Origin of the sequence: Bradyrhizobium sp., assembly GCF_027307225.1 — a bacterium.
Taxonomy (GTDB): Bacteria; Pseudomonadota; Alphaproteobacteria; order Rhizobiales; family Xanthobacteraceae; genus Bradyrhizobium.
Map to the genome: position 1 here is coordinate 1 of NZ_DAHUXJ010000023.1, position 20,581 is coordinate 20,581.

Consider the following 20,581-nt stretch of genomic DNA (forward strand, 5'->3'; position numbering starts at 1 on the left):
CATCAGATGACAGAGCCCGACATCTGCCAGAGTGGCTACATCGATACAATTGGCACCGGCCGCATTGCAGCCTAAAGTGCAAACCACCTATCAGCCGTCTCGGTCTGACCGGGGACAACCTCTTGAGGCTCCACAGCTAGATGCTGCCCCGATTACGCTTTCGTTATGGGATTCCCGGTTCGCTTGGCGAGAACGCTCATCCGCCGACTCGCGGGGTGTAGGGCCGGTGTCGGAAGCAGCTTGAACGGCGGCGCGGAGACCGTTCGTGTAGCGCATGGCACACCGAATCGTATCTGATGGCCTCGTGCCAAAGAAGCCCGACAAGTACCGCTCGCCGCTCGAACGACGTCCAAAGTTCGTGAAGGCAATCGGCATGGTCAGCATCGAAAATTCCAGCCTCGAGGTGCTGCTCGCGGAACTGCTTGCTGCGCTCCTCGGTATCCATGGTGAATTTGGAATCCTGATCTACTTTACTCCGAAGGCCGCCATCGCAAGGATCGACATGATCGACAACGTGATCGAACCTTCGCTCGGAGACCATCCAGAACTCGCCGCCAAAATTCGCAGCGTAGTCAAGCGTGCTAAGGCCGTCATCGGCAAACGCCACGACGCGATGCACGCGCTTTGGACTTTGACCGACGATCCGGCCGAAAACGTCGCGCAAGTTTTCCTTCCGTCGTGGAAGGGGCGGCGAAGTTGAGCTTTCGACACTCGACAGGCTAATCGCTGACTATCGGGTTCTCATTGAAGAAACCGGCCCTTTGATCGACGATGTGCCCGAAGGGCAAGCGGCTCTGATCGCTCGAAATCATCTGGATGATTTTGTTTTCCGTATGACGAAAGAGACGCTTGTGCGGGGCGATGTAGCTGATCTCGCCCCGCTGAAACGAGGGATAGTTCTTGAAACGTATGCAGAATTGCTCGACATTCTCACCGACTACTCTTCCCGCCTTGGTCGCGGTGGGAAGGCGGTAAGAGATGGAATGTCAGCTATCGTCTCCGATCCTGACGTGTTCGGTCGGTTCAATGCTGAACATCAGACCAAAATTCAGGCAATAGCTACTGGGTCTTCTCTCTTCGCGAAGTCGAGTTTTGACAAACTTCATCTGTCGATCCGAGCAGAAGCTGGAAGGCATATGTGAGCTTGGTGCTGCGGCTGCACTCTGGCCTGACAGAATTGTCGGACAGTCTCCGCGTCACCAGTACGAAAACTTCGAGCCGACGCGATGACCGCCTCGACCAGTGCGCGGCGCACCGAACTTCAGGAGGGCGCGGCACGGTCAACGGCGTTTGCGAGAGGTTGGCTCGTCATCCGGCGGCTGGAGGGCCTTCAACGCCTTGCGCGCGAGAACTCAGCCTCTCGGTTGCCGGTGAGCTCAATCTCCTCGATTGCCCAGACCAACTGCTGTATGGCACCTTCTAAATGTCGGTCGCGCGTCTCCATCGTAAACGAAATACGTGTCGACGCTGATGCCGTGCGCCTCGCGAAGTTACTGCTTCACCGTCTTCCGCTCGACCGGGTGAATGTCGATCTCGCGCAGCCGACCCAGCCGCAGCACGTCCATCTTCAGCGTGCGGCCGATGCGGTCGCGGTCGAGCACTCGGATCAGGTCATCGACGCCGTGGATCGCGACGCCATCGAGCTTGATCACGACATCACCCGGCAACAATCCCGCACGCGAGGCCGGTCCATCCGGCTCGATTTGCGCGAGCAGTGCACCCATCTTGTTGTCGATGCCGGCGACGACGGCGTGGCGCCGCGGCACCGGCGCGGTCTGGCCGGACACGCCGATATAGGCGCGGCGGACGTAACCGTGGCGGATGATTTCCGACAGCACGAATTGCGCGGTATTGCTTGCGACCGCGAAGCAGATGCCTTGCGCGCCAGAGATGATCGCGGTGTTGATGCCGATAACCTCGCCGGCCGAGGACACCAGCGGGCCGCCGGAATTGCCCGGATTGAGCGCGGCATCGGTCTGGATCACGTCCTCGATCGTCCGCCCGCTCACCGAGCGGATCGAGCGGCCGAGCGCCGACACCACGCCGGCGGTCACCGTCGATTCGAAACCGAGCGGATTGCCGATCGCGACCACCAGTTGCCCACGACGCAGATGGCGCGAATTGCCGAGCGAGGCATAACGCTGATCGCGCGCGCCGTCGGCCCGCAACAACGCAAGGTCCGTGTCGGGATCGACACCGAGCACGCGGGCGTCGGTGACAACGCCCTCGATATCCTGCAGGCGGATCTGCCGCGACACGCCAACCACATGGCTATTGGTCAGAACCAGACCGTCGGGCGAAATCACGATCCCGGAGCCGAGGCCGCCGCGCGACCGGGCGCCGGGCGTCCGGTCACCGGTTTCGACGCGGACCACCGCGGGTCCGACTCGTTCGGTGACGCCGATGACGGCGTTGGAATAGGCATCGAGCAGCGGATGTTCGCGATCGGGCGTTGCGACAGCCGTGGCGCTCTCGCTGAGGCTGCCCGCACCATATTGGGTAAAGTCCAGCATCATCAAAATCCTTTGGGCCGTTCAGATGGGTGTTCCATCCCGCCCTCGCAAGGGTTCCATTTTGGGCTATGGTGGCCGGAGACAGGCGATTCACCGGCACGCCAGGGCAGACGTTCGATGATCACCGTTTCGGAAGAGAGCGCCGTCGACTTCGAAAGCACGGCGCAGGTTGCGACCGAAGCGTTCGGATTGAAGCACGTCAGATTCTCCGCCCAGCGCATGAAATGGCTCTACGAGCGCGGGTTCGGTGAAGGAGCCGCGGTCGTGGCCGCCTTCGACGGCGACAAGAAGGTCGGCCAGATCGTCCTGCTACACCAGAAGGTCAACCTGGACGGCGCGCCTGTCCTTGCCACCCAGTTGATCGACCTCTTCATCCTGCAAGCCTACCGCTCGCCGGTGCTGGTCCGCCGCCTCTACAAGGAGGCTGAACGGATCTGCGAAGCCAAACGGGTTCGCATCATCCTCGGTTTGCCGAACCCGATCTCTGCCCCGCTCAATGCCCGCTTCATGAAAGTACACCCGTTTCTCGCATTGCCGACGCGCATCGGCGTCAGTGTCGGCTGGCCGCGCCGCGATCGCCTGCGGTTTTCAGGGCGGATCACAACGATACCGAGAGATGAAGCGATCGAGCGGCTATCCGCCTTTGCGACCCCGCCCGGCGAGAACGGCTTAAGCTGGGACACCGCGACACTCTTCGACCGCATCAACGATCCAACCTGCGAATATGCGGTTCATGCAACCGACAACCTGTTGCTGGTCTCGTCCTCGCGCAAGACGCGCCGCATCAGCCACGCGCTACTGTGCGGCTTCTTCGCGCGGCCGGGCGCCGCAGTCGTTTCAGACGACGTCCGCACCTTGATCCGCGCGGCCTGCCATCTCTGGAAACATCCGGTTTTTGTCTATGCCGGCATCAACAAAAGCCTGCCTCACCTGCCCGGCTTCGCGCTGCCCGAGCGGTTGCGGCCGCCGATCCTGGTGCAGCTTCGCGATGGCGATTCCGACACCGATCCAACCTTCGACCGCTTTCAGCTGACCGATTCCGATTACGTGTAGTGCTACTGCACGCCAAGGCGCGCGAACAGCACGTCGGTTTGCTTTGCCAGTTCGGCCGCATTGGCCTGATGCACGACCTGGCCGGTCTCCAGGACATAGACGCGGTCGGCAACGGCAAGCGCGCTGTAGAGGTTTTGCTCGACCAGAAGGATCGATAACCCTTCGCGCTTGAGATCGAGCACGATCCCTTCGAGATGCTGTACCATGACCGGCGCCAGTCCCTCCGAAGGCTCATCCATCAGCATCAGTTCGGGATCGATCATCAGCGCGCGGCCGACCGCGAGCATGCCTCGTTCGCCGCCGGAGAGTTGCCCGCCGCGGTGATGACGTCGCTCGGCCAGTCGCGGAAACAGCCCGAACACGCGCTCCAGCGTCCAGCCCGACTTGGCGCGGAGACCCTTCAGCATGGTCAGGTGCTCGGACACGGTCAGCGACGGAAACAGCCGCCGCCCCTGCGGCACGATCGCAATCTTGCGCGTGGCGATGTCGTGTGGCCGCAAACCGACAAGGCCTTCGCCGCGCCAGCTGATCGAGCCCGAACGAATCTGCGGCGGCGTCAATCCCATGATGGAGCGGATCAGCGTCGTCTTGCCCATGCCGTTGCGGCCGAGCACCGCAACGATTTCCCCCGGCGCGACCTCGAGCGAGACACCGCGGAGAACCTGCGCTTCGCCATAGCCACTGTGCAGATCACGAACCTCAAGCATGGCGTGGCCGCCCCAGATAGACTTCCTGAACCTTTTTGTTGCGCCTGATCTCGTCCGGCGCCTCCTCCACCAGCACGCGTCCCTCGAACATGCAGGTCACGCGATCGACCAGGCCGAGCGCCAGGTCCATGTCATGCTCGATCAGAACGACGGTGATGTCCCGCCCCAGCGAGCGGATGATCTCGGCGACCATCGATCGCTCCGAAGGCGACAGCCCCGCGGCGGGCTCGTCCAGCAATAGCAGCCGCGGCGAGGTGACCAGCGACAACGCGATCTCGAGTTGGCGCTGCTCGCCGTAGGACAAATCGTTCACCATCACGTCGGCGCGGCCGGCGATCCGAACCGCCTCTAACGCCGTATCGATTTGCGAACCCTCGCTGCCATCGACATCGGACTTGCCGAACAGCGAAAATTTGCGCGGCGACCGTCCACGCAACGCCAGCACCATGTTGTCGCGCACGCTAAGGCGCGGAAACAGGTTGGTGATCTGGAACGTTCGCGACACCCCGAGTCGCGCCCGCCGATGCGGCGGCAGGCGGGTGATATCGTGACCGTCGAATGCGATCTTTCCCGCGGTCGGCGGCAGGACGCCGGCAATGGCGTTGAACAGCGTGGTCTTGCCGGCGCCGTTGGGGCCGATGATGGCTCGGCGCTGGCCCCGCGGCACAGTGAGGCTGACGCCGTCGACCGCACGAAGCGCGTCGAACGCCACGACCACATCGGACAGCGAGAGGATCGGTTCGGACACGATAATTTCCGTTTACGCCGGGCACGACGACTCTGCGCTCAGCCAAATCTTCATCAGGCTATCTTGGCAGCTCTCAGGCCTTCTTGATGCCCTGAAACGTCCGCGAGTAAGGCGGCTGCTTCATGTAGGTCTCGGGATCGTATTTCCAGAACTGCGAGACGCCGGGATAGCTCGTGATCGGCACGTTCCAGTATTTGCCGTCGGCGCGCTTCACCGTTTTACGAATCTGGACGTCGTAAATCGGGTTGCCGTAGGCGTCCAGCTTGACGGTCTTGCCAAGCGGCGAGCCGACCAGCTCGGTCTTCAGCACCGCGTCGATGAAGGCGTCGCGGTCCTCGACCTTGCCGCCGATTTTTTCCAGCGCCTGCGCCACCCACATGATGCCGGAATACATCGAGAAGCCGTATAGCGAGGGAATCTTGTGATACCTGGCTTCGTACTCCCTGACGAATTTCTGCGTCGCGGGATTGTCCGATCCTTCCGCGAAATGGGCGGCGGCGATGATGCCGTCGCATTCCTCGCCGAGCGTACGGATCACGGATTGATCCGTGGCGTTCATGGCGCCCAGGAGCGGCGTCTTTCCCTTCAACCCGAAGCTTGCATATTGCTGGATGAAGCGCGTCGCATCGGCGCCGGTTTCCATCGCGAAGATCGCGTCGACTTTCAGGTCCGCGAGTTGGCCGAGATAGGGGCTGAAGTCGGCGGTGTTGAGCGGATGCCAGAACTGCTGGACGATCTGGCCGCCGCCTTCGGTGAAAACCTGGGCGAGACCGCCGCATTGTTCATGGCCGAAGGTGTAATCCTGGCTGACGGTCGCGATCTTCTTGTAGCCCTGCTTCAGGCACCAATCGCCGAACGGATGGGTGAAGGCGCTGGCGGAATAGCCGGCGACCCGGATCACGTTCTTGATGCGGTGGCGCTGCGTCAGGTCGTCGGCGGCAATGATCGGGATGAAATACGGCGTGCCGGTTCCCTTGACGTAGTTGGCGACCGCAAGTCCGGTATTGGCCAACAAGTCGCCGATCAGCATGTGGCAATTGCCCTGCTCGACCAGACGCCGCGCCTTCTGCAAGGCCGTATCGGGATTGGAGGCATCGTCTTCGATGAGGAGCTCGACCTTGCGGCCGGCCATCTGGTGGTTCACCGACTCCAGATAAAACTGCACGCCCTCGACCATCTCCTTGCCGCCGGAGGCGACGACGCCGGTGAGCGGCGTGAGAAGACCGACCTTGATCGGTGCGGCCTGCGCCCGCGCGCGCCGCCACGGCACCGCACCTGTGCCGGCAGCGGCGACAGCGGCGGTCGAACTTTTGAGAAATTGCCTGCGGTCCATTTCAATATCCCCTTTCGAAACGATTACTAGTGCCCACTTTCCGAAGTTCGTGCTCCATCGCAGCACCCACCTTCGCGAACTTCGGAAAGTCATGGGCACTAGCAAACTTATTGTTTCTAGTACCGCTTAATCGATCTGAAGTCCCTGATCGAATTCGCCGCTTGTGGTGCAGGGACTTCAGATCGGCGGTACTAGTCCTTATAGCGTTCCCTGGCCAGCCCGCCGCGTGGCAGAATGGCGCGCAACGCGCCGATGATGCCATCCGGCGCGAAGATCATGATCACGATGAAGGTCAGGCCCAGCACCGTCTGCCAGCGTTCGGTATAGGCGCTGACGACATTCTCCAGCGCGATGATGGCAGCCGCGCCGACGAAACCGCCGAACAGCGTTCCGACGCCGCCCGCGATCATCATCAGCACGCCCTCGACCGATTGCTCCAGGGCCACGGTCGACGGGCTGACGAAATTGTTGAACAACGCGTAGAGCGCGCCGGAGATGCCGGCGAAGAAGCCGGAAACGGCAAAGCCGATGAACAAATGCAGCGGGACGTTGTAGCCCAGGCTTTTCATGCGGCTTTCGCTGTCACGGATACCGAGCAGGGTGAGGCCGAACGGCGAGCGGACAAAGCGCCACATCGCATAACTCACGACCGTCGTGGCCGCTAGCACCGCCCAGTAAAAAGCGCGATGCCCTGCCAGAAACGCCGGCCGCACGTCGCCCCGCAGGCCGTTCTCGCCGCCTGTGACCTGGGTCCAGCGCAGGCAGATGCCCCAGACGATCATGCCGAGCGCGAGCGTCAGCAGCAGGAAGTAGACGCCGGAGGTGCGCACCGCGAGCAGCGCGAAGATGATCGCAACCGCAGTCGCGGCGATCACGCCGAGCAGGATCGCGGCCGCCGGCGAGAAGCCGGCCTGCGCCGAGGCATAGACAACGACATAGCCGGAGACGCCGAAGATCGCGCCGTGACCGAGCGAGGTACGTCCGGCAAAGCCGGAGAGAATGTCGATCGACATCGCGAGCACGCCGAAGATCAGCATCTCCGTGGCGAGTTCGAGCTGGTAGTTGGACAGCACAAGCGGCAGCGCCGCCGTAGTCGCCAGCACCAGGAGGACGACGACGAGCGATCGACCGGTCAGGCCGGCGATCTTGATCGGCGCTGATCCGGCGTTGCTCATGCCGGGGTCGCCCGTCCGAACAGGCCGAGCGGGCGGAACGCAAGCAGCAGCGCCATCGGGCCGAAAATCACAAAGTACGCAAGCTCCGGGAACATCACCTGCCCGAGCGTATTGAGCAGCCCGACCAGCAGGCTGCCGACGCCGACGCCAACAAGGCTGCCGCGCCCGCCGATGATGACGATGGCGAGGCTGAAGACGAGAATTTCAGCATCCGCCGATGGGTAGAGCGAGAGGAACGCGCCGCCCATCAATCCACCGAGACCGGCCAGCGCCGAACCCAGCAGAAAGGTGACGAGAAAGACGCGGCGGATGTTGACGCCGGAAGCTTCCACCATTTCGGCGTCGTCCACCCCGGCGCGGATCAGCGCACCGAGCCGGGTGTGGTTCAACAGTAGCCACAGGCCGGCGAAAACCACGATCCCCGTCGCCAGCACAAACAGCCGATAGGTCGGATAGTACACGCCGAACACGTGCATCCCACCCTTCAGCATGTGCGGGATCGGCACGGTGAAGCTGTCGCCGCCCCAGATGACGAGCGCCATATCGTCGAGCACAAAGGCGAAGCCCAGCGTCAGCAGCACCTGGCGCAGTTCGTTGTTGCCGACAAAGCGCAACAGCCCCTGATCGAGCACGAAGCCGATCGCCGCGACCGCGGCCATTGCGCCCAGACCGCCGAGAACGAAACTGCCGGTTCCGCTCGCGATGGAAAACCCGATATAGCCGCCAACCAGATAGAGCGCACCATGGGCCAGATTGACGATGCGCAGCAGCCCAAAGATCAACGTAAAGCCGCTTGCGACCACAAACAGCAGCGCGGCATAGGTCAATCCATTGAGAAGCTGGAACGCGCTCATCCCTGAAGGTGCTTTCCTTTAAGGCGCTTTCGGTCCTGTCTTGAGATACCAGTCGAGAATCTGTTCGCCGGTCATGAAGGCGACGTCCGGCTTTTGCCGGATCACCTCGAAGATGCGACGGAAATATTTCGCCCGATGCGGCGCGCCCATGATGTAGGGATGGATCACCAGCGCCATGATGCGCGCGGAGTTCGCCGCGTCCTCGTAGATCTGCTCGAACTGATCGAGCGCGCGATCCTGATATTCGGAAGCCTTGTGATGCTGAATCAGCATCATGGCGACGTCGTTGCATTCCTGGGTATAGGGCATGTTCACGATCGGCGACGTCGTCGTTTTCAGCCAGACCGGCTGGTCGTCGAGCACCCAGTCGGCGACATAGTCGTAACCTTCCTGCTTCAACAGGTCCGGCGTCTCCCAGGTTTCGGTAAGTCCGGGGCCGAGCCAGCCGCGCGGACGCTTTCCCGTCGCCTTTTCGATGACGTCCGCGGTCTTGCGAATATCCTCGCGCTCGTTCTCGACCTTCTGCATGTTGCGCTGGGTGTAGCCGTGGCCCATGAACTCCCAGTTGCGTTCCTTTGCGGCCTTGACAATCGCGGGATACGCGGCGAGCGCCGAGCCGTTGATGGCGAGCGCAGCCGGAAGCCTGAAATCGTCAAACGTCTTCAGTAACCGCCAGAAGCCGACCCGGTTGCCGTATTCGTGCCAGGCCCAGTTCGGAATGTCGGGCGACGGCGAACCGCCGGCCGGCGGCGTCAGCACCGTGCGCGGCATCGGCATCTTCGCATCCCACTCCTCGACATTGACGATCACCCACACCGCCATGCGCTTGCCGTCCGGCAGTTTCAGCGCGGGACGTTCCGTGATCGGCGAATAGGAGATGCGTTCGGTTGGCAGCATGGTCTATTTCTCGGGTGACGTTATGGTGAGAGTAAGCGGCGGCAATCCGTCGATATGAGCGGCGATGTGGTCGCCGGGCACGACGGGCGCAACGCCCGCGGGCGTGCCGGTATAGATGAGGTCGCCGGCTTCGAGCTTCATCTGTTTGGACAATTGCGCGATCACTTCCGGAACGCTCCAGATCATCTGGCCGATGTTGCCGCGCTGGCGCTCGCTGCCATTGACGGCAAGCGTGATCGTGCAATCGTTGAAATGCGCGGGATCGAGCCCCTGCGCGATCGGCCCGCACGGCGCCGACGCATCAAAGCTTTTGCCGACTTCCCAAGGCAGACGCATGTCGCGGGCATCGCGCTGGCGATCGCGGCGGGTGAAATCGATGCCGACCGCATAACCCCAGATCAGGCTGTTGGCCTGCTTCACGGCGATGTCACGACCGCCCTTGCCGAGCGCGACGACCAGTTCGACCTCGAACTGGAAATCCGAGGTGAACGGCGGATAAGGAACGCGCCCGCCATCCGGCACGATCGCATCGCGCGGCTTCTGGAAGAAGAACGGCGGCTCGCGCTCGTCGGCTTCCTTCATTTCCCTGATATGGTCGAGATAGTTGCGGCCGACGCAATAGATGCGGCGAACCGGAAATGCGCCGCCGCTGGCAATTGCAGCGACCGTCGGCGCAACAGTCGGCAGCGCGTGACCCGTCTGCGCGCTCATTTGTTCAGGCCCTGATACCAGTTGAGGATCTGCTCGCCGTTCCAGTGCACCACGCCCGGATGCTTGTTCACGTAGTCGTAGATCTGCTCCAGATATTTGATCCGGAACGGCTGTCCGGAAATATAGGGATGGATCGCGATCGACATGATCTTTGGCCGATCCTTGCTCTCGGCATACAGTCGATCGAAGCTGTCGATAGTGCGGCGGAGCAGATGATCGCTGTCGTGATGCTGCACCAGCATCATCGGAATGTCGTTCAGCTCGACGGTGTAAGGCAGCGTCACCAGCGGGCCCTTTTCCGTGCGGATCACCGTCGGTTCGTCGTCGTATACCCAGTCGCCGATATATTTGACGCCGGCTTCGGCGAGATTTTCCGGCGTCTCCAACGTTTCCGTCAGGCCCGGTCCAAGCCAGCCGACCGGGCGTTTGCCGGTGAACTTCTCGATCACCGACATCGAGCGCGCGATCATGGCCTTCTGGTCGGCCTCCTTGTGAATGGGCCCCTGCTCGTAGGCGTGGCCCATGAATTCCCAGCCGGCATCCCTGGCCTGCTGCGCCACGCGCGGATAGTCCTCGCAGACGCGCGCGTTGATCGAGAGCGTCGGTGCGATGTTGAGTTTCTTATAGAGATCGAAGAACCGCCAGACGCCGACCCGCATGCCGTATTCATGCCAGCTCCAGTTCGGCACGTCCGGCAGCGGCGGAACTCCCGTCGGCGCCGGCAACACCTGACGCGCCATCGGCTTGGAAATGTCCCAGACCTCGAGATTGACGATGGTCCACACGATCATGCGCGCGCCATCTGGCAATTTCAGCGGCCGGCGATCGACGATCGCGGAATAATCGGCGCGTTCGCGCGGGAGCATGGGTCCGGTCATGGCGGGTACTCTTCTTAGGAATGCAGAATGATCATGCGGCGGTAGGTCGGCGCGGGGCAAGCCCTTCCAGCGCCATTACTTCGTCTGTGCTCATCACCAAGCCAAAGGCGGTACGGATACACGCCAAGCCAGCCTCGTGCAGGTCCGCCCCGTCCATACTGTCGACGCAGTCTTCGACGACGATGACGGAGTAGTCGCGCACGTTCGCAGCCGTCGTGGTGGCGAGGACGCAGGAATTGGTGTTCACGCCGGTGATCAACAGCGTGTTGATGCCATGGGAACGCAGCAGGAAATCGAGGTCGGTTCCAAGGAAGCAATCGTAGCGCTTCTTGGTGTTGACGATGAAATCCCGCTGATCCAGCAGTTGCGGCATCACGGTGCAGCCCGGACCACCGATGATGTTGTGCCGCATCGCATTCTTGCGCGTCGAGTTCGGGTCCTCGGCGCGGGTGCGCCAGAACGGGTTGATGCGAATTTCCTCGACGTCGCGATACGATGTCACCTGGTGGATGACCGGAATGCCGGCGCTGCGGCACCAGTCGAACAGCCGCTTGTTGGCAGCGATCACGCGCGCCGCGACGTCGGGCGTCGTCGGCATGGTCGCCACCGCCATGTCGAGATGGCCGCGATGCAGGTCGATGGCGACGACAGCGGCCTTGGGATGATCGACGCCGAGCTTGAGGGCTGATGTCATGGCACGCCTCATACGAGAGGATTGACGGAAGTCTTCAGCAGCGCGCGCTGGTCGATACTGAACCGATCGGCGAGCCAGTCCGCCAACACTTCCTGACCGATGGTCGGGTTATCGTGCTGACAGTGTTCCGCGCCAGTTTCCTCGGGATCGAGGATGCGCAAGCTGGCGTCGACGCCATGCGCCTTGGCGTGGTCATAGGTGCTGCGCGCCGCGGTCACGGTCAGCACATCGTGGCCACCGTGCAGCACCAGATACGGGCATTTCATGTGCTCGAGATGGCCTTCGAGCGTGAACGGCTTCATCAGCGCGTGGGCCTCGCGCATCGACTTGGCACCGAACACCCATCTTATATGCATGGCGAGGCCGAAATCGTCGCCCTTGGTGCCCCACATGTCGTGCACCGACCAGATCGCGCCGTGCGAAATCGCAGCCGCCAGCCGATGCTCGTAACAAGCGGCGCGTGCCGCGTAATAACCGCCCATGCTGGAACCGCACACGGCAATGCGCCCGGTGTCGACGTCGTCGCGCTGCTCCAGCCAGTCTATGCATTTGCTGATCGGCACCTCGCTGTCGTGCCGCGTATAGATCTTGTGCCGCCGCAGCGTGCCGCCCTGCCCCGGCCCGTCGATCATCAGAACGGAAATGCCGCGTTGCAGGCAGCCGCGCGCCTGCATGAACCACATCTCGTCCTTGATGGAGTCCAGGCCGCCCATGCAGATCAGCACCGGCAGCCTCTCTCCGGGGAACGGCGCGCGAACGAAATAGCCGCAGATCGGCTTGCCCGGCTCATACGGGATATTCACCACCTCGCCCGGCGGATTGAGGTAGGAGATGAACTTGTGCGAGCACGCCTCCATCTTCTCGAAGGTCGGCAGCCGCCGCGCGTCATCAGGCTCGAGATGGAATTCGGCCTGGCGATAATAATCCGCCGCGCGCAGGAAGCAGTTCATCGCGGTGCGGATATGCCCGGCTGCTTCTTCCGAAAGCCCGCGTTTCCAGTTGCGGTCGGCGATCCGCATCCATTCGGCATGCCAGCTTTCGAGGTCGCCCGGGACCATGCGCGACCCGGCTTGCATGATCTCGCTGATGGCACCGCCGCCTTCCTGGCTTTCACCGAGGCCGCGGCGAAATTGATAGGAAGCCCAAGGATGTTCGGGCCAATGATGCCAGCCAAACGGCTCGTAATGCGGGGTGCGATCGGCGGTGATCAGTTCGATGGCGTTTTCGCTGATCTCTGAACTGCTCTGCGCCATCGACGCCCTCACCCTTACTTTCTTTGTTTGGGCCATGGTTCGATAAAGCTGAAAACGAGTCAACAAGAATTACATACACTTTGTGAGGTGTATCTGGATTCAAGGGAAGCCAACAGTGAATAATTGCTGGATTTTCAGTCAAACTGACTGATAGACTACGCAAAGTGTATACACATCAATTGGGTAGGCCTCTCTCTGAAATGACCGAATTGATCGACCAAACGGAAAGCTCGGCGGGCGCGCGCGTCGGCAACCGCGCGCTGTCGGTCATGGATCGCCTCCGGGAGGCCATCCTCGGCGGCGCGGTCGCCGCCGGAGAACGGCTCAACGAGGTCCAGCTCTCAAAGACGTTGTCGGTGTCGCGCACGCCGGTACGCGCGGCGTTACAGGCGCTCGCCGGTGAAGGGCTGCTCGACTACGCGCCGAACCGCGGCTTCACCGTGCGAGAATTTCCCCTTCCCGCCATCGTCGATGCCTATGACATCCGCGCCGCGCTCGAAGGCGTCGCCGTTCGCTTTGCCGCCGAACGCGGACTTCCCGCGAAAGAGCGGGAAATCATCGAGCGCGCCTTGGCCGCGGGCGACAAACTGCTGGAACGCGGCTCGTTCGAAGCCGGCGATCTCACCATCTATCGCGACATCAACGGCGATTTTCATGACGCGCTGCTCGCGGCGACGGGAAACCGCATGCTCAGCGAAATGATCCGCATCTGCCACCACGTGCCGGTATCGTCGACCCGCAACATCGTGGTGTTCGAATATCACGATGTTCGCCGCCGCCACGACGACCATCATCGCATCTTCCAGGCAGTCCTCGCCCGCGAACCCTGGCGCGCGGAAATGCTGATGCGCGAGCACGTCGCGAGCATCAAGACGTCGCTGGTCGGTTATTTGAGCGAGCGCAAGACCTACCCCTCCGCGGCATTGCAGCCGGCCGGTGACGGCCCATAGCGCTTGATCTTGAATCGCAGCCCGCTATATCGGTGTTTTCCTTGAAAAGCCCCGCGAGCCAAGATCATGACAACTGCCGACCCCACCGTCGAAACCAAGGCGTTCCAGGCCGAGGTTTCCGAGCTCCTGAACCTGATGGTGCATTCGGTTTATTCGGAAACCGATATTTTCCTGCGCGAGCTGATCTCGAATGCGTCGGACGCCTGCGACAAGCTGCGTTATGAGGCGATCGCCACACCCGCGCTGATCGGCGACGGCGAGCAGCCGAAAATCCGCATCATCCCGGACAAGCAGGCGAATACGCTGACCATCGCTGATAGCGGCATCGGCATGGACCGGCAGGAACTGATCGACAACCTCGGCACTATTGCCCGCTCCGGCACCAAGTCCTTTGTGTCGCGGCTGAAAGACGCCAAGGACGGCAGCGGCCTGATCGGCCAGTTCGGCGTCGGCTTCTACTCAGCATTCATGGTGTCCGACCGCATCGTCGTCACCAGCCGCCACGCCGGCGCAGAGGAAGCATGGACGTGGTCTTCGGCCGGTGGCGCCGGCTTTGAAATCGCACCGGTTGGATTGACCGAGGAACACGCGCCCAAGCGTGGCACGAACATCGTGTTGCACCTGAAAAAGGAAGCGGCCAAATATCTCGAGACTTACGAAATCGAACGGATCGTCCGCGCCTATTCGGACAACATCCAGTTTCCGATCGAGCTGGTCGACGACAAGGGCGAAGCGAAACAGATCAATTCGGCCAGCGCGCTCTGGCAGCGGCCGAAATCCGAGCTCAAGGTAGAAGACTACAAGGAAGCCTACAAATCCATCGCCGGCGCCTTTGATGAGCCCGCGATGACGCTGCATTACCGCGCCGAGGGTCGCTATTCCTACGCGGTTCTGCTGTTTGCGCCCTCCACCAAGCCGTTCGACCTGTTCGATCCGTCGCGCAAGGGCCGCGTGAAACTGTACGTGCGCCGCGTCTTCATCACCGACGATGCCGACCTCTTGCCGGCTTACCTGCGCTTCATCCGCGGCGTTATCGACAGCGAAGACCTGCCGCTCAATCTCTCGCGGGAGATGCTGCAGAACAATCCGCAGCTCGCGCAAATCCGCAAAGCCGTTACCGGCCGCGTGATCGGCGAACTGGAGGCACTCGCCGAAAAGCAGCCGGAAGAATTCGCCAAGGTCTGGGACGCGTTCGGCGCCGTCATCAAGGAAGGCATCTACGAGGACTTCGAGCGCCGCGAGAAGCTGCTCGCGCTGTCGCGGTTCACGACGACGGCGAGCGAAAACCGCACGCTCAAGCAATACATCGCCGACCTCAAAGCGAACCAAACCGAGATCTACTTTTTGGCCGGCGACAGCATCGAGCGGCTGAAGAGCAACCCCAAGCTGGAATCGGCGACCGCGCGCGGCATCGAGGTTTTACTTCTGACCGATCCGGTCGACGCGTTCTGGACGTCGGCCCCGCTCGACTTCGAAGGCAAGCCGATGAAGTCGCTGAGCCAGGGCGATGTCGACTTCTCCCTGATCCCGTTGACCGACGACAGCAAAAAGCACGAGCCCGCGTCCGAGGCAGACGAGGCCAACATCATCGCCGCGATCAAGCTGAACCTCGGCGATCGCGTCTCCGACGTCCGCGCCTCGCAGCGCCTGACCTCGAGCGCCTCATGCCTGGTCGCCGGCAGCCACGGACCCGACCGCGAGTTGGAGCGTCTCTTGGCGCGGCAAAATCCGGGCCTTGGCTCAAAGCCCATTCTTGAAATCAACCTTCGCCATCCGCTGGTGGCAGCGATTGCGACGTCCGGGGCGGAGTCAGCCGACCTCTCGTTCCTGCTTCTGGAACAGGCGCAGATCCTGGACGGCGAATTGCCCGACGATCCGGCGGCGTTTGCGAGCCGCCTCAACCGTCTCGTTGTGAGCGGCTTTTCGAAGGGGTGAAAAATCTGGCGCATATCGAGGTGTTGGCGCGAGAGGCCTCACTGCTTTAATGTGAGAGCAACGTCGCATCAGGATCGCCGCCATGAATGAGAAATTTGACCGCGCCGCCGAGGATCTCGGCAATTCGATTCACCTCGAACACGTCAACGTTCAGGTGCCGGATCAGCGCCTCGCAATGCTGTTTTATGTCTCGGGCCTCGGGCTGACGCGCGATCCCTACCTGATGACGTCCGACGACAACATGTGGATCAACGTCGGCCGCAGCCAGTTTCATCTGCCTGCCGGCAAAGCGCAGGTGCTGCGCGGCCATACCGCGCTCGTCATCTCCGGTCGCAAGGCACTGCTCGATCGGCTTGCCTCCGTCGCGCCACGGCTTGCAGGCACGAAGTTTTCGTATCGGGAGCACAACGACTATGTCGAGGCGATCTGCCCCTGGGGCAATCGCTTGCGCTGCTACGAGCCGGATGCCGACCGGTTCGGCCGCATCACGCTCGGCATTCCCTATGTCGAGTTCGACGTCCCGACCGGCCACGCTCAAGGCATCGCGGATTTCTATCCTGACATCATGGGAATGCCGTCACACTTTAAGAATGGCGACGCCAACGTCACCTCCGTGCAGGTCGGCAAGAACCAGAACCTGCTGTTTCGCGAGACCGACCGGCCACTCGTCGACTATGACGGCCACCACGTCCAGATCTACATCACGAATTTCTCCGGCCCGCACCGCGCGCTCGCGGAGCGCAACCTGATCTTCAGCGAAGATAACCCCTATCAATACCGCTTTCGCGACATCGTCGATCTCGAAAGCGGCAAGCACCTCTTCACCATCGAGCATGAGGTGCGCAGCGCCACGCACCCGATGTTCCTGCGGCCGCTGGTCAACCGCAATCCGGCGCAGACCAACCGCACCTTTGCCGAAGGCTACGACCAGTGGCTGTGGGCAATGGGACCGAACCGGTACGACGGCTAGGAAGTTCGGGTTCCAAACTCCGCCCGTTTCTTTTCCAGACTTCGGCCCTGAAATTTAGCTTTCCGTAAGTATGTCGTGCGACTTTAGCGCCCGCTTGTTGCGTTGCGTTGGAGTAAACAGTGACCGAGTTTGAAGAACTGCGCCAGCTCGCGGCCCAGACGCGCCATTTCATCAATTCTTCCGGCGACGAAGCCCTGGCGTTGAGAGCCGTGGTCCAGGCGCACGATGTCGTTCTCGGCATCTTTCCCGCCAGCGAGGGTGTCGGATTGCACGTCATCAAAGGCGACGCGATCCTGCAACAGATTGCCCATCACGGCGCTGATATTGACTACAGCCACACCGCTATCGCGCTTCAGACCCGCGAACAGGCAGTCACGCTGCAAAGACTGCTGAACTAGCGGCGCCTGTCGGACACTGACGCAAGGTCACAGGCTGCGGCTAACGATCGTCCGCCGCTTCAACGGTTTCCGTAAAGCCGGCCTTTAGCTCGGCGCGCGCGGTCGGCTGTCGACGCCGTCGACCCAACGCCCCACCACCAGCGTCGCGATGGTGTTGGACGTCAGATTGGTGACTGCGGCTCGATAGGCCGCGCCGCCGGCGATGACGTCGCGTCGTTCCCGATCCCCTGATTTCCGTCCGCCTATTCCGCGGCCACGCGATTGAGGGCGGCATGGCCGTGGGTCTTGACCACGACCTTGATCGCATCCTCGATGCGTTCGCGGGCATATTTCAGCGCGGTCGGCAGATCCTCCAGCGCGAAAGTGTGTGTGTGCACCTTGGTCGCATCGAAGCGCTTCTGGGCCATGAACGCTTCCGCGCGATGCGTGGCGCTCTTGCCTTCGCCGCGGATGCCGAAGACGTAGATATTGTTGCGCACGATATGGGCGATATCGACCTCGGCCGGTTTGCCCGGGAATGCCGCAAGACAAATGCGGCCGCCGCGGTTGACCATGCGCGCCGCTTCGTTGACGGCTTCCGGCGCACCGGAACATTCGATGACGTAGTCGACGCCCTTGCCGCCGTTCAGTTTGCGCACCGCCGCGACCGGATCTTCCTTCCGGGCGTTGATGACGTAGTCGGCACCCAATTCCTTGCCGATCTGAAGACGGTTGTCGCGCGTGCCGGTGAGGATCACCGGATGGGCGCCGAGCGCCTTCGCGACCGCGACGCCGAGCAGCCCAATCGGACCAGGGCCGGTCACGACGACGCTTTCGCCCGCAACAAGGCCGCCGAGTTCGGTGAGGCCATACATCGCGGTACCTGCCGTCACGACCAGCGTTGCCTCTTCATCCGACATCTCGTCGGAAATCGGCACCAGCGTGTTGATGTTGTTGACGGCGTATTCGGCAAACCCGCCATCGGTCGTAAAGCCGTTGGCGCGATGGCCCTTGTCGACGTCGCCGTAGTTCAGGCCGTAGTTGTGGCAGGCGGTGTACATGCCTTCGCGGCAGCGCTTGCACTGGCCGCAGCCGGCGTGGATTTCCACGGTGACGCGCTGCCCGATCCGGTATTCGTCGACGCCACGCCCAAGCGCGACCACCGTGCCCATATATTCGTGGCCCGGCGTGAAGTTCTTGTTGAAGGGCTGGCTGCCCTGAATCAACGCCGGCGGGCCGTGGTGAATGATCTCGAGGTCGGTCGCGCAAATCGCCACCGCGTCGATGCGCACCAGGACCTCGGCACGCTTCGGCACCGGCACGGGCTTGGTGGTCAGCGTCAACTGATCCGGATCGCCCAGCACCCACGCCCGCATCGTTTCCGGCACAGGAAACTCAGGCGACGTCTTGACGCGGTCGGGTTGGTACATCGTTTCACTCCTGAATGGTCGTTATTCTGCCGCCAGGGTTTTGACCGGTCCCCGCAGGATGGCGCCCGGCGCGCCCAGTTCGATCGACAATTCGTTAGCTGCCGCGATCAGGTGAACCTTCATCTGCTCGATGTAGTCAGGCGTGGAGCGGAATGCCGGCGCCGAGACGCTGATCGAGCCGACCACCGCACCGGCATGGTCGCGAATGGCCGCGCCAAGGCAGATCACGCCGGGACGAAACTCCTCGCGATCGATCGAAAATCCGTTGCGGCGGACCAGTCGCAAATGCTCTCTCAGCTTCTCGAGGTCGGTAATGGTGTTGGGCGTGAAGGCCGTCAGCCCCTTGTCCGCCACAATCCGATCAAGCTCGGTCGGCGGCAGCCAGGCCAGAATGGCCTTGCCGGTTGCGGTCGCATGCGCAGCATTGGCGTTGCCGCCGAAGCCGGCTTCAACGCGAACCGCGTGCCGCGCCTCGCGGCGCAGGACCTGGACCAGATTGGTATCCTGCATGATCGCCAGCTGGACGGCTTCCCGGGTCTGATCGTTCAGCCGATCGACAAAACTTTGGGCGCGCCGCGGCAGGTCCACCTGCCGCAGGCAGGCAGCACTGAGGTGGAGAATTCGCGAACCCAGAACATAGCTGCGGCTGTTGATGCCGCGCGCGACGTAACCCCAATTGTGCAGGGTCGAGATCAGATGATGGCAGGTCGAAACATTCAGCCCGGCCGTCGCCGCGATTTCGGTCAGCTTGGCTTCACCGCCGGCGTCCGCCATGACGTCGAGGATCAGGAAGGCGCGATCGAGCGCCTGGATGCCGCCGTGGTCACGCCCGATCGGTGGACGCGCGGGCATGACGCCTCGCCTCTCATTCGCTCTTTCGGATGACATCGGCGTCAGGCCTCCCGCCCCATGTTTTCCGCAATAGGGCGCGTTCCGCAGGGCGAAAGCAACTTAATTTTCACATGACGATTTCTAATTTCATTAGATGAAAGTTGAAGCGCCGACAGCTGAGCACGCTTTCGCTTCGCGGCCCTGCGGGACTGTTCGCGGGCTGGATGCGCGCCTCCGGCTTTCGCGACGGCGGTCCGATCACGACCGTCCTTCCGGGTCGCCGGATTGACCTTGCGGCGGCACCTGCCATATCTCTCGCATGTCAGAATTGGACCACTAGCTTCATACCAACGAGAGCCGAAGTAGATGACCGCGCAGAGATCAGCCGGGCGGGCACGCACGATGAAATCCGTTGCGCCAAGAGTTTCAGCGGGGGCCCCGAAGTCCGAGCCGCGAATGGCCGAATCCATCGGCGCCGACGATCCCGAAACCCTCACCGACCGCGCCTACCGGATGGTCGAGGAATTGATTGTCACGCTGGCGCTGCCGCCGGAAACCATCCTCTCTGAACAGTCGCTGGCCGCGCGGCTCGGCATCGGGCGAACCCCGATCCGTGAAGCGTTGCAGCGCCTGGCGCGCGATGGGCTGGTCGTGATCCTGCCGCGGCGGGGCATTCTGGTGTCACAGATCAATTTGAAGACGCAGATGCGGCTGCTCGAAGTGCGCCGCGAGCTGGAACGGCTGATGGCGAAAGGCGCCGCGGAACGCGCGACGCCGGAAGAGACTGCTCACTTCGCTGCCATCGCCCGCGACATGCGGCGTGCGTCCGACGAAAGCGACGATATCACTTTCATGCGCCTCGACCGCCAGTTCAATGAACTCGTCAGCGCGGCCGCGCGCAACGAATTCGCCTCGCGCGCGATGGGCCTGATGCATGGCCTGTCCCGCCGCTTCTGGTATCAGCACTATCGGGAATCCGGCGATCTGCCGCTGTCGGCGCGGTTGCATGCCGAGGTCGCGGAGGCAATCGCCACGCGCAATCCGGACGCCGCCGGAAAGGCTTCCGACCGCCTGATCGACTACATCGAGAGTTTTACGCGCAAGACCATCGCGGCGTGAGTAATTATCCCCCGGCAGAGCCGGGGGCTTTAAAAATGGGGCCGCTCAAAGCGGCCAGGATAGATATGAAGTTCCCAACAAAACACCTCGGCACCGCCCATGCCTCACTTACCCCCAACTCGCTAACTTCTCAGAGACAATGGTACGTGAGCA

21 protein-coding genes and 1 pseudogene are annotated in these 20,581 nt (G+C 62.1%); 9 read left to right on the forward strand and 13 right to left on the reverse strand.

Features of this window, described 5'->3' with window-relative positions; all coding sequences use genetic code 11:
- The 3 genes and pseudogenes from M6D32_RS04095 to M6D32_RS04105 form a co-directional block, all read left to right on the forward strand.
- Window positions 1–140 (forward strand): annotated as a pseudogene (locus tag M6D32_RS04095) (integrase core domain-containing protein); the annotation flags it as partial.
- A 134-nt stretch (window positions 141–274) separates the two neighbouring features.
- Entirely contained in the window at window positions 275–700 is a 426-nt protein-coding gene (locus M6D32_RS04100) for a hypothetical protein (protein WP_298253628.1), read from the forward strand.
- Window positions 701–761: 61 nt separating this feature from the next.
- Window positions 762–1,142 carry a hypothetical protein gene (locus M6D32_RS04105; RefSeq protein WP_298253630.1) on the forward strand — a complete coding sequence of 127 codons (381 nt, stop codon included), beginning with the start codon at window positions 762–764 and terminating at the stop codon, window positions 1,140–1,142.
- Between the two features lie 348 nt (window positions 1,143–1,490).
- Here M6D32_RS04105 and M6D32_RS04110 read toward each other — a convergent pair whose 3' ends face one another.
- Entirely contained in the window at window positions 1,491–2,513 is a 1,023-nt protein-coding gene (locus tag M6D32_RS04110) for a trypsin-like peptidase domain-containing protein (protein ID WP_298253632.1), read from the reverse strand.
- A gap of 117 nt (window positions 2,514–2,630) precedes the next feature.
- Here M6D32_RS04110 and M6D32_RS04115 point away from each other — a divergent pair, with 117 nt between their 5' ends.
- Window positions 2,631–3,566 (forward strand): GNAT family N-acetyltransferase, encoded by a 936-nt coding sequence (locus tag M6D32_RS04115; RefSeq protein WP_298253634.1) that lies wholly within the window; start codon window positions 2,631–2,633, stop codon window positions 3,564–3,566.
- A gap of 2 nt (window positions 3,567–3,568) precedes the next feature.
- Here M6D32_RS04115 and M6D32_RS04120 read toward each other — a convergent pair whose 3' ends face one another.
- The 10 genes from M6D32_RS04120 to M6D32_RS04165 all read right to left on the reverse strand — a co-directional run bounded on the left by M6D32_RS04120 (window position 3,569) and on the right by M6D32_RS04165 (window position 12,852).
- On the reverse strand, window positions 3,569–4,273 hold the full coding sequence (locus tag M6D32_RS04120; protein ID WP_298253637.1) for an ABC transporter ATP-binding protein: 705 nt from the start codon (window positions 4,271–4,273) through the stop codon (window positions 3,569–3,571).
- Complete coding sequence (locus M6D32_RS04125) at window positions 4,266–5,021, reverse strand: ABC transporter ATP-binding protein (protein WP_298253639.1); 756 nt, start codon at window positions 5,019–5,021, stop codon at window positions 4,266–4,268. Before M6D32_RS04125 ends, M6D32_RS04120 begins: the two co-directional genes overlap by 8 nt.
- Window positions 5,022–5,094: 73 nt before the next feature.
- Window positions 5,095–6,354 (reverse strand): ABC transporter substrate-binding protein, encoded by a 1,260-nt coding sequence (locus tag M6D32_RS04130; protein WP_298253641.1) that lies wholly within the window; start codon window positions 6,352–6,354, stop codon window positions 5,095–5,097.
- A gap of 191 nt (window positions 6,355–6,545) precedes the next feature.
- Window positions 6,546–7,529, reverse strand: coding sequence for a branched-chain amino acid ABC transporter permease (locus M6D32_RS04135; protein ID WP_298253643.1), 984 nt, complete (start codon window positions 7,527–7,529; stop codon window positions 6,546–6,548).
- Window positions 7,526–8,383 carry a branched-chain amino acid ABC transporter permease gene (locus M6D32_RS04140; protein ID WP_298253645.1) on the reverse strand — a complete coding sequence of 286 codons (858 nt, stop codon included), beginning with the start codon at window positions 8,381–8,383 and terminating at the stop codon, window positions 7,526–7,528. The genes M6D32_RS04135 and M6D32_RS04140 overlap by 4 nt, the downstream gene beginning before the upstream one ends.
- A gap of 18 nt (window positions 8,384–8,401) precedes the next feature.
- Window positions 8,402–9,280, reverse strand: a complete 879-nt coding sequence (locus M6D32_RS04145; RefSeq protein WP_298253647.1) for a polysaccharide deacetylase family protein — start codon at window positions 9,278–9,280, stop codon at window positions 8,402–8,404.
- 3 nt (window positions 9,281–9,283) lie between these two features.
- Entirely contained in the window at window positions 9,284–9,991 is a 708-nt protein-coding gene (locus M6D32_RS04150; RefSeq protein WP_298253649.1) for a fumarylacetoacetate hydrolase family protein, read from the reverse strand.
- Entirely contained in the window at window positions 9,988–10,869 is an 882-nt protein-coding gene (locus M6D32_RS04155; RefSeq protein WP_298253651.1) for a polysaccharide deacetylase family protein, read from the reverse strand. The genes M6D32_RS04150 and M6D32_RS04155 overlap by 4 nt, the downstream gene beginning before the upstream one ends.
- Before the next feature lie 31 nt (window positions 10,870–10,900).
- Window positions 10,901–11,563, reverse strand: a complete 663-nt coding sequence (locus M6D32_RS04160) for a cysteine hydrolase (protein WP_298253653.1) — start codon at window positions 11,561–11,563, stop codon at window positions 10,901–10,903.
- Between the two features lie 8 nt (window positions 11,564–11,571).
- Window positions 11,572–12,852: an alpha/beta hydrolase family protein gene (locus tag M6D32_RS04165; RefSeq protein ID WP_298253655.1), complete on the reverse strand. Its 1,281-nt coding sequence runs from the start codon at window positions 12,850–12,852 to the stop codon at window positions 11,572–11,574.
- A 164-nt stretch (window positions 12,853–13,016) separates the two neighbouring features.
- On the opposite strand from M6D32_RS04165, the gene M6D32_RS04170 reads away from it, so the two are divergent.
- The 4 genes from M6D32_RS04170 to M6D32_RS04185 all read left to right on the forward strand — a co-directional run bounded on the left by M6D32_RS04170 (window position 13,017) and on the right by M6D32_RS04185 (window position 17,069).
- Window positions 13,017–13,766: a GntR family transcriptional regulator gene (locus M6D32_RS04170; protein ID WP_298253657.1), complete on the forward strand. Its 750-nt coding sequence runs from the start codon at window positions 13,017–13,019 to the stop codon at window positions 13,764–13,766.
- A gap of 66 nt (window positions 13,767–13,832) precedes the next feature.
- Window positions 13,833–15,701: a molecular chaperone HtpG gene (htpG, locus tag M6D32_RS04175; RefSeq protein WP_298253659.1), complete on the forward strand. Its 1,869-nt coding sequence runs from the start codon at window positions 13,833–13,835 to the stop codon at window positions 15,699–15,701.
- A gap of 82 nt (window positions 15,702–15,783) precedes the next feature.
- Window positions 15,784–16,671, forward strand: coding sequence for a hypothetical protein (locus M6D32_RS04180; RefSeq protein WP_298253661.1), 888 nt, complete (start codon window positions 15,784–15,786; stop codon window positions 16,669–16,671).
- A 119-nt stretch (window positions 16,672–16,790) separates the two neighbouring features.
- Entirely contained in the window at window positions 16,791–17,069 is a 279-nt protein-coding gene (locus M6D32_RS04185; RefSeq protein ID WP_298253663.1) for a hypothetical protein, read from the forward strand.
- Between the two features lie 242 nt (window positions 17,070–17,311).
- Here M6D32_RS04185 and M6D32_RS04190 read toward each other — a convergent pair whose 3' ends face one another.
- Entirely contained in the window at window positions 17,312–18,478 is a 1,167-nt protein-coding gene (locus tag M6D32_RS04190; protein ID WP_298253665.1) for a zinc-binding dehydrogenase, read from the reverse strand.
- Window positions 18,479–18,499: 21 nt separating this feature from the next.
- Window positions 18,500–19,330 (reverse strand): IclR family transcriptional regulator, encoded by an 831-nt coding sequence (locus tag M6D32_RS04195; RefSeq protein ID WP_298253667.1) that lies wholly within the window; start codon window positions 19,328–19,330, stop codon window positions 18,500–18,502.
- 435 nt (window positions 19,331–19,765) lie between these two features.
- On the opposite strand from M6D32_RS04195, the gene M6D32_RS04200 reads away from it, so the two are divergent.
- A complete protein-coding gene (locus tag M6D32_RS04200; RefSeq protein WP_298253669.1) occupies window positions 19,766–20,428 on the forward strand; it encodes a GntR family transcriptional regulator in 663 nt (220 codons plus the stop codon).
- Window positions 20,429–20,581: the final 153 nt, after the last annotated feature.

Excerpts from the sequence above, each read along its gene's own strand:
- M6D32_RS04180 (WP_298253661.1), top strand. The coding sequence starts at position 15,784 with ATGAATGAGAAATTTGACCGCGCCGCCGAGGATCTCGGCAATTCGATT.
- M6D32_RS04130 (WP_298253641.1), bottom strand. The coding sequence starts at position 6,354 with ATGGACCGCAGGCAATTTCTCAAAAGTTCGACCGCCGCTGTCGCCGCT.
- M6D32_RS04190 (WP_298253665.1), bottom strand. The coding sequence starts at position 18,478 with ATGTACCAACCCGACCGCGTCAAGACGTCGCCTGAGTTTCCTGTGCCG.
- M6D32_RS04145 (WP_298253647.1), bottom strand. The coding sequence starts at position 9,280 with ATGCTGCCAACCGAACGCATCTCCTATTCGCCGATCACGGAACGTCCC.
- M6D32_RS04170 (WP_298253657.1), top strand. The coding sequence starts at position 13,017 with ATGACCGAATTGATCGACCAAACGGAAAGCTCGGCGGGCGCGCGCGTC.
- M6D32_RS04155 (WP_298253651.1), bottom strand. The coding sequence starts at position 10,869 with ATGACCGGACCCATGCTCCCGCGCGAACGCGCCGATTATTCCGCGATC.
- M6D32_RS04200 (WP_298253669.1), top strand. The coding sequence starts at position 19,766 with ATGGCCGAATCCATCGGCGCCGACGATCCCGAAACCCTCACCGACCGC.
- M6D32_RS04100 (WP_298253628.1), top strand. The coding sequence starts at position 275 with ATGGCACACCGAATCGTATCTGATGGCCTCGTGCCAAAGAAGCCCGAC.
- M6D32_RS04165 (WP_298253655.1), bottom strand. The coding sequence starts at position 12,852 with ATGGCCCAAACAAAGAAAGTAAGGGTGAGGGCGTCGATGGCGCAGAGC.
- M6D32_RS04120 (WP_298253637.1), bottom strand. The coding sequence starts at position 4,273 with ATGCTTGAGGTTCGTGATCTGCACAGTGGCTATGGCGAAGCGCAGGTT.
- M6D32_RS04160 (WP_298253653.1), bottom strand. The coding sequence starts at position 11,563 with ATGACATCAGCCCTCAAGCTCGGCGTCGATCATCCCAAGGCCGCTGTC.
- M6D32_RS04150 (WP_298253649.1), bottom strand. The coding sequence starts at position 9,991 with ATGAGCGCGCAGACGGGTCACGCGCTGCCGACTGTTGCGCCGACGGTC.
- M6D32_RS04140 (WP_298253645.1), bottom strand. The coding sequence starts at position 8,383 with ATGAGCGCGTTCCAGCTTCTCAATGGATTGACCTATGCCGCGCTGCTG.
- M6D32_RS04135 (WP_298253643.1), bottom strand. The coding sequence starts at position 7,529 with ATGAGCAACGCCGGATCAGCGCCGATCAAGATCGCCGGCCTGACCGGT.
- M6D32_RS04115 (WP_298253634.1), top strand. The coding sequence starts at position 2,631 with ATGATCACCGTTTCGGAAGAGAGCGCCGTCGACTTCGAAAGCACGGCG.
- M6D32_RS04110 (WP_298253632.1), bottom strand. The coding sequence starts at position 2,513 with ATGCTGGACTTTACCCAATATGGTGCGGGCAGCCTCAGCGAGAGCGCC.
- M6D32_RS04195 (WP_298253667.1), bottom strand. The coding sequence starts at position 19,330 with ATGCCCGCGCGTCCACCGATCGGGCGTGACCACGGCGGCATCCAGGCG.
- htpG (WP_298253659.1), top strand. The coding sequence starts at position 13,833 with ATGACAACTGCCGACCCCACCGTCGAAACCAAGGCGTTCCAGGCCGAG.